Raw genomic sequence first — 5,979 nt, forward strand, 5'->3', positions numbered from 1 at the left:
ATGGGGATGCCGGCGGCGACGGCGGCTTGGCGGGCGGGCATCTGGCCGGCGCCGGCGGTGAGGACCTGTCCCATGATGACGTAGTCGACTTGTTCGGGGGCGACTCCGGACTTGTCGAGGGCGCCTTTGATGGCGATGCCGCCGAGGTCGGACCCGGAGAGGTCTTTCAACGATCCGAGGAGTCGACCCATCGGGGTACGAGCTCCCGCAACAATCACAGAACTGGTCACGATTTCCTCCGGCTGCAAAAGAGACATAGTCGTCGGTTCCGTGCGGCCTAAGAGCCAAGTCACATCCCGACGTGTACTCCTCAAACGGTAGCGCTACCGTGAAAGGTATGACACAGACCTCCCCCAGTTCTGCACTCGCACCTTTGTCGTCCGACCTCGTCGTCGCGATCGATCACGTCGGAATCGCGGTGCCCGATCTCGACGCGGCAATCGCGTGGTACACGCAGCACCTGGGCATGGTGTCGACCCACGAGGAAATCAACGAATCGCAGGGCGTGCGCGAAGCCATGCTCTCCGTCGTCGGCTCCCCCGCCGGATCCACTGCCGTTCAGCTGCTCGCACCACTGGACGAGAACTCGACCATCGCCAAGTTCATCGACCGAAGCGGCCCCGGACTGCAGCAGCTCGCCTACCGGGTCACCGACATCGACGCCATCTCCGCCGAGCTTCGCGAGCGCGGCGTTCGGTTGCTGTACGACGCTCCCCGGCGCGGTACGGCCAACTCGCGCATCAACTTCATTCACCCGAAGGACGCCGGCGGCGTCCTGGTGGAACTGGTCGAACCCGACGCGAGCCACTAGCAGACCCGACTCCAGCTCGTATGCCAGGTAGATTGTCGCCATGGCATACGAGCAGGACCGCGGTTCGATCCAACTTCCGTTCCAGATCGCACGGAAGGGATACGACCGCGACGAGGTACGTAACTACTTCGAGCGATTCGACGCGGAGCTGCGAGTTACCGCGGCCGATCGTGATGCTGCCGCTGCGCAGGCCCGCGACCTTGCCAAGCAGCTCGACGATGCACGCGACGACATCGACGACCTCCGCAAGGACGTCGACCGCCTCTCGGTACCGCCCACCACCGCGGAGGGCATGAGCGATCGCATCAGCCGCATGCTGCGCCTTGCCTCCGACGAGGCTTCCGAGGTGCGCGCGAAGGCCGAGGCCGACGCAGCCGAGATGACCTCCATCGCCGAACAGGACGGCGCCCGACTGCGCGGACACTACGAGTCGCTGATCGCCGAACTCGAGGACCGTCGCAACGCGATGGAAACCATGCACGAGCAGACCATGGCGCAGGCCCGTACCGAGGCCGCCCGGATCGTCGAAGCCGCACAGGCCGAGCGGGATCGCCTGGCTGCCGAGTCCGAGGCCAAGCGCACTCAGATCCGCGAAGACTTCGACATCTCGATGTCCGAGCGTCGCGCCAAGGTCGTCGCCGCCGTCAACGACCTGGAGTCGTCGAGCAAGGCAGAGGCCGAGCGTCGACTCGCCGATGCGTCGCACGAGGCTCAGCGCAGGCTGCAGGCCGCCACCGATCAGTCCGAGCGCAAGATCGCTCACGCGAAGGAACTCACCGAAGAACTGCGTGTTCTCCGTGGTCGAATTCTGGCTCAGCTCTTGGGCATTCGGGGACAACTCGATTCGGTTCCGGCCATGCTCGCATCGGTCAACCGGGAGAGCGAACTCCTCGATGCACCGCCCGCTCCGGTCATCGTCGAAGCCGAGGAAGATCTCGAGATCGAAGACAAGAAGGCCGACTCCGATCCGGTCGACTCAGAACCGAGTATCGACGAAGACGATGTGCTCGAGGACTCGGACGAGACCAACACCGCCGAGATCGACACCCGCGCGGTCGAGCAGCGAGCCCAGTCCAGGAACTGATCGGCGCTCAGGACCACCGTCTGGTCAGGCTGCGAGTTCCGCGGCCTGACCAGCATCCGGTGTGCCAGTGTCGACGTTCGTTCGCGCCGCCCGGTTCCGAAGGCCACGTCACCACATGGGCGACGCCGGGCCTGATGTCGTGATCACAACCGGGGCACCGATAGAACTTCGTCGCGTTGGAGCCGGGTATCGGCCTCACCATGTACATTTCACCGCCCGGCCCCGGTTCCTCCCGGACCAGCGCCCCGCCGAACAACACACCACTGGGTGACTGCGATTCCGCGCCCGAATTCCGAGCACGCCGAGTATCCGTTCGACGGGATTGCTTCGGCGAAGGTTTGCGGCGCGGCATGGTTCGAGTCTAAACAGCGTCAGAAAAGTCGGAACTCGGTGCTTTCTGTACCACGCAAGGCCTCGTAGTCCAAGACCAGGCAACGGATCCCACGGTCGTTGGCCAAAGTCTTCGCCTGCGGCTTGATCTGTTGCGCTGCAAAAACTCCCGTGACCGGCGCGAGCAGAGGATCGCGGTTGAGCAACTCCAGGTACCGCGTCAGCTGCTCGACGCCGTCGATCTCGCCGCGGCGCTTGATCTCCACCGCCACCGATGCACCGTCCGCGTCACGGACCAGAAGGTCGACCGGCCCGATGGCCGTCATGTACTCGCGTCGTACCAACGTGTAGCCGGGGCCGAGTGTCTCGACATGCTCCGCCAGAAGTTCTTGAAGGTGTGCCTCGACACCGTCCTTGATCAATCCCGGATCGAGACCGAGTTCATACGACGAATCGTGCTCGACCTCTTCGAGAGTGATCCGAAGCTCCTCGCCCGCCTTGTTGGTGACGACCCACAGGATGTCGTCGCTGTCGCCGGTGGTCTCGACCAACCAGCACGGCGGACTCATCCAGTTCAGCGGCTTGTACGCCCGGTCATCGGCATGAATGCTGACCGAGCCGTCGGCCTTCACCAACAGCAGTCGTCTTGCGGTAGGGAGGTGGGAGGTCAGGCGTCCCACATAATCGACACGGCAACGAGCAATAACTAGGCGCACCGGACCACCCTAAGCGATCATTACGACTACTCTCGACACACTATGCAGCGAAGCCGTGTCCCGAGTGCGCCCCTGGGGTCGTGGCTGCTCGGATCCACCGACGAAAGCCCCAGGCGCCGCCGAATCCGCGTCCAAGCACTACTCACCGCCCCTCTCCTGGTCACCAACCTGATCGGAGCGGTGCTGGCGATCGTGCTCGTCGGATTCGTGGTTCCCGGACCCGAGATCATCCACCCCGAATTCGCGTGGATCAACTTTATTGCCGTGCCCGTCTTCATCGGGTGTGTCTTTCTCATCGGACTTCTGTGGGGCACCAAACGCCTCATGAGGGATCTCCGGTGGGCCACCGAGGATCACCGGCCAACCGAGCAGAATCAACGCGCGGCGTTGCGCGGGCCGTGGCGGCTGACCCGAGTGCAAGCCGTCCTGTGGACGGCCGCGCTCATCACCTTCACGACCATGTACGGAATCGTCGACCCCGACACCATTCCGAAAGTTCTGTTCACCGTGGCTTTCAGCGGTATCACCACCTGCGCTTTCTGCTACCTGCTCAGCGAGTTCGCACTCCGCCCGATTGCTGCGCGTGCACTCGAATCCGGAGCGCCCCGCAAGGCTGCCGTTCTCGGACTGACCGGCCGGACAATCCTCGTCTGGCTGCTCGGAAGCGGGGTCCCCGTCACCGGCTTGATGCTCGTAGCGGTCTTCAGCTTCATCCGACCTGCTTCGTGGCAAGCCCTCGCGACCGCGATCCTCGTCATCGGCGGGATCACTCTGTGCGTCGGACTCGGGCTGACGTACATCAACATCCGATCAGCCGCGGCCCCCATTCGGTCCGTACGCCGAGGCATGGAGCAAGTCACCCGTGGCGACCTCACCGCGTCCGTCGTCGTGTACGACGGGACCGAATTGGGACTGCTGCAGACCGGCTTCAATCGCATGGCCGAGGGCCTGCGCGAGCGCGAGAGGATTCGCGACCTCTTCGGGCGCCACGTCGGACACGAGGTTGCCGCAAACGCGGTTCGCCGAAACCCGGAACTCGGCGGTGAAGAACGCGACGTTGCCGTTCTCTTCGTCGACGTCATCGGCTCGACCACGATCGCGGCAACCAACTCCCCTACCGCGGTGGTCGCTCTACTCAACCGATTCTTCGACGTCATCGTCGACGAGGTAGATGCACACGGCGGATTCGTCAACAAGTTCGAAGGCGACGCGGCGCTGGCAATTTTCGGAGCGCCGACGACACTCGACGATCACGCCGGCAGTGCACTCGCCGCCGCCCGCAAGATTCAGCAGCGCCTGCGTGCCGAAGTTCCGGAAGTGAGCGCGGGTATCGGCGTCGCTGCGGGAATTGCTGTTGCCGGAAACGTCGGTGCGCGAGAAAGATTCGAGTACACCGTCATCGGTGATCCCGTCAACGAAGCAGCGCGACTGTCCGAGGTCGCCAAGACGGTTCCGGGTAACCTCGCCGCATCCGGACGGGCTGTGGCCGCCGCTGACAGCGCCGAAGCCGCACAGTGGTCGATCACCGAGAACATCACCCTTCGTGGCCGCCTCGAACAGACCGAGCTCGCGATTCCCTGCGACGCCTTGGAGTCCGAGTCCACCCCGGCAGACTCTGTGCCCGTTCAGCCCTGATCTCACCGCCCACCTTGAGCGAACGGCACGTTCGGTCGATCCAATGCGATGAACGCCACGTTCGCTCGATGACTTTCCCGCTTCTCGACGGTCTATATCGAAACAGCGGAAATCCGACGATGCCGGGGAGATGGGTACGACTATGAAACTGACGACATTTACCATCGTCACTCTCGACGGGGTGATGCAAGGCCTCGGTGGGCCGGACGAAGATCGACGCGGCGGATTCGAACGTGGCGGATGGTCCGCGCCACTGGTGGACACAGAAGCCATGTCTTACCTTGTCCAGGTCTACCAGCGCGCCGACGCCTTCCTGTTCGGTCGGCGGACTTACGAAATCTTCGCCGGCTATTGGGGCGCGTTCGAGAATCCAGAGGTCAACCCGATCGCAAGCGCCTTGAATACGCGGCCCAAGTATCTTGCCTCGACAACGGTCACCGATCCGCAATGGAAGAACACCACGGCCCTTACAGATGACACCGCCGCAGCGATCGGCGAACTGAAAGCCAGACCCGGCGGCGAGCTTCAGGTGCACGGCAGTGGCGAATTGTGCCGCTGGCTTCTCGCGAACGATCTCGTCGACGAGATGATCCTGCTGATCGTTCCGGTGGTCGTAGGCCAGGGCACGCGACTGTTTCCCGACACCGGACCGGATATCGCACTCGAACTGGCCGAATCGCGAGCCACACCAAAGGGCGTGACGATCCAGCGGTATCTGCCCACTGGTCGGCCGAAGTATGCAACTGCCACCGCCGACGGCATCGACTGATCAGGGCAAAGCGCCCGTCGTCCTCAGTCGTGCGTCCGCCCCTAATGGTGTGAACGTACCGTTCATCTCACTGAAGAGGGTGAGAGTGTCGTTCACTGGATCCCGGACGGGGTGGTGAGCCGGCCGTGCTCTTCTGCTCGTGATGGTGTGAACGGTACGTTCGGTCGATCTGAGGCGACGGACGTGCCGTTCACTCGAAGCCGGGGGGGTGCCGTTCGCTCGGAGAGTGCGGGGTGGTTTTGGGGGGTGTTTTTGGGTACGAGAAAGCCCCCCAACTATCACTGGTTGGGGGGCTTCTCTACATTGTGTTCGGCGGTGTCCTACTCTCCCACACCCTGTCGAGTGCAGTACCATCGGCGCTGAAGGGCTTAGCTTCCGGGTTCGGAATGGGACCGGGCGTTTCCCCTTCGCTATGACCGCCGTAACTCTATGAAACTGTCACAGTAACCAACTTCTGATCACCTGGTTTCACCGTGCACCAACCCGAACCCGTTACCGGGTGGATGGATGACGGAGAAAACAGAGTTTCTCATCAGTATCTGTGTGTTGTTTCAGATACCGCACAGTGGACGCGTAGCTTCTTTGTGGTAAGTCCTCGGCCTATTAGTACCAGTCACCTGCATGCATTACTGCA

Annotated in this window: 6 protein-coding genes, 1 rRNA gene and 1 pseudogene; 4 read left to right on the forward strand and 4 right to left on the reverse strand. The window is 62.9% G+C overall.

Features of this window, described 5'->3' with window-relative positions; genetic code table 11:
* Positions 1-230, reverse strand: a pseudogene (locus FEZ59_RS29785) (acetyl-CoA C-acyltransferase); the annotation flags it as partial.
* 107 nt (positions 231-337) lie between these two features.
* Between FEZ59_RS29785 and mce the strand changes: the two are divergent.
* Together mce and FEZ59_RS29795 are read left to right on the forward strand one after the other, a co-directional pair.
* Positions 338-811 (forward strand): methylmalonyl-CoA epimerase, encoded by a 474-nt coding sequence (gene mce, locus FEZ59_RS29790; RefSeq protein WP_020723660.1) that lies wholly within the window; start codon positions 338-340, stop codon positions 809-811.
* A gap of 40 nt (positions 812-851) precedes the next feature.
* Entirely contained in the window at positions 852-1,895 is a 1,044-nt protein-coding gene (locus FEZ59_RS29795) for a hypothetical protein (RefSeq protein WP_021334713.1), read from the forward strand.
* A gap of 7 nt (positions 1,896-1,902) precedes the next feature.
* Here the strand turns inward: FEZ59_RS29795 and FEZ59_RS30205 are convergent, their stop codons facing one another.
* The gene (locus tag FEZ59_RS30205) at positions 1,903-2,247 is read right to left on the reverse strand and encodes an ATP/GTP-binding protein (RefSeq protein WP_080656789.1); all 345 of its coding nucleotides are present in this window, start codon (positions 2,245-2,247) and stop codon (positions 1,903-1,905) included.
* Between the two features lie 19 nt (positions 2,248-2,266).
* Positions 2,267-2,941: an endonuclease NucS gene (nucS, locus tag FEZ59_RS29800; RefSeq protein WP_003945160.1), complete on the reverse strand. Its 675-nt coding sequence runs from the start codon at positions 2,939-2,941 to the stop codon at positions 2,267-2,269.
* Positions 2,942-2,983: 42 nt separating this feature from the next.
* Here nucS and FEZ59_RS29805 point away from each other — a divergent pair, with 42 nt between their 5' ends.
* Positions 2,984-4,576 (forward strand): adenylate/guanylate cyclase domain-containing protein, encoded by a 1,593-nt coding sequence (locus tag FEZ59_RS29805; RefSeq protein ID WP_047888228.1) that lies wholly within the window; start codon positions 2,984-2,986, stop codon positions 4,574-4,576.
* 142 nt (positions 4,577-4,718) lie between these two features.
* Positions 4,719-5,345, forward strand: coding sequence for a dihydrofolate reductase family protein (locus FEZ59_RS29810; protein WP_134999919.1), 627 nt, complete (start codon positions 4,719-4,721; stop codon positions 5,343-5,345).
* Between the two features lie 307 nt (positions 5,346-5,652).
* On the opposite strand, the gene rrf is transcribed toward FEZ59_RS29810, so the two are convergent.
* A 5S ribosomal RNA gene (gene rrf, locus FEZ59_RS29815) occupies positions 5,653-5,769 on the reverse strand.
* Between the last annotated feature and the right edge of the window lie 210 nt (positions 5,770-5,979).

The sequence above is a fragment of the Rhodococcus sp. MS13 genome, from assembly GCF_013277835.1.
GTDB classification, from domain to species: Bacteria; Actinomycetota; Actinomycetes; order Mycobacteriales; family Mycobacteriaceae; genus Rhodococcus_F; species Rhodococcus_F erythropolis.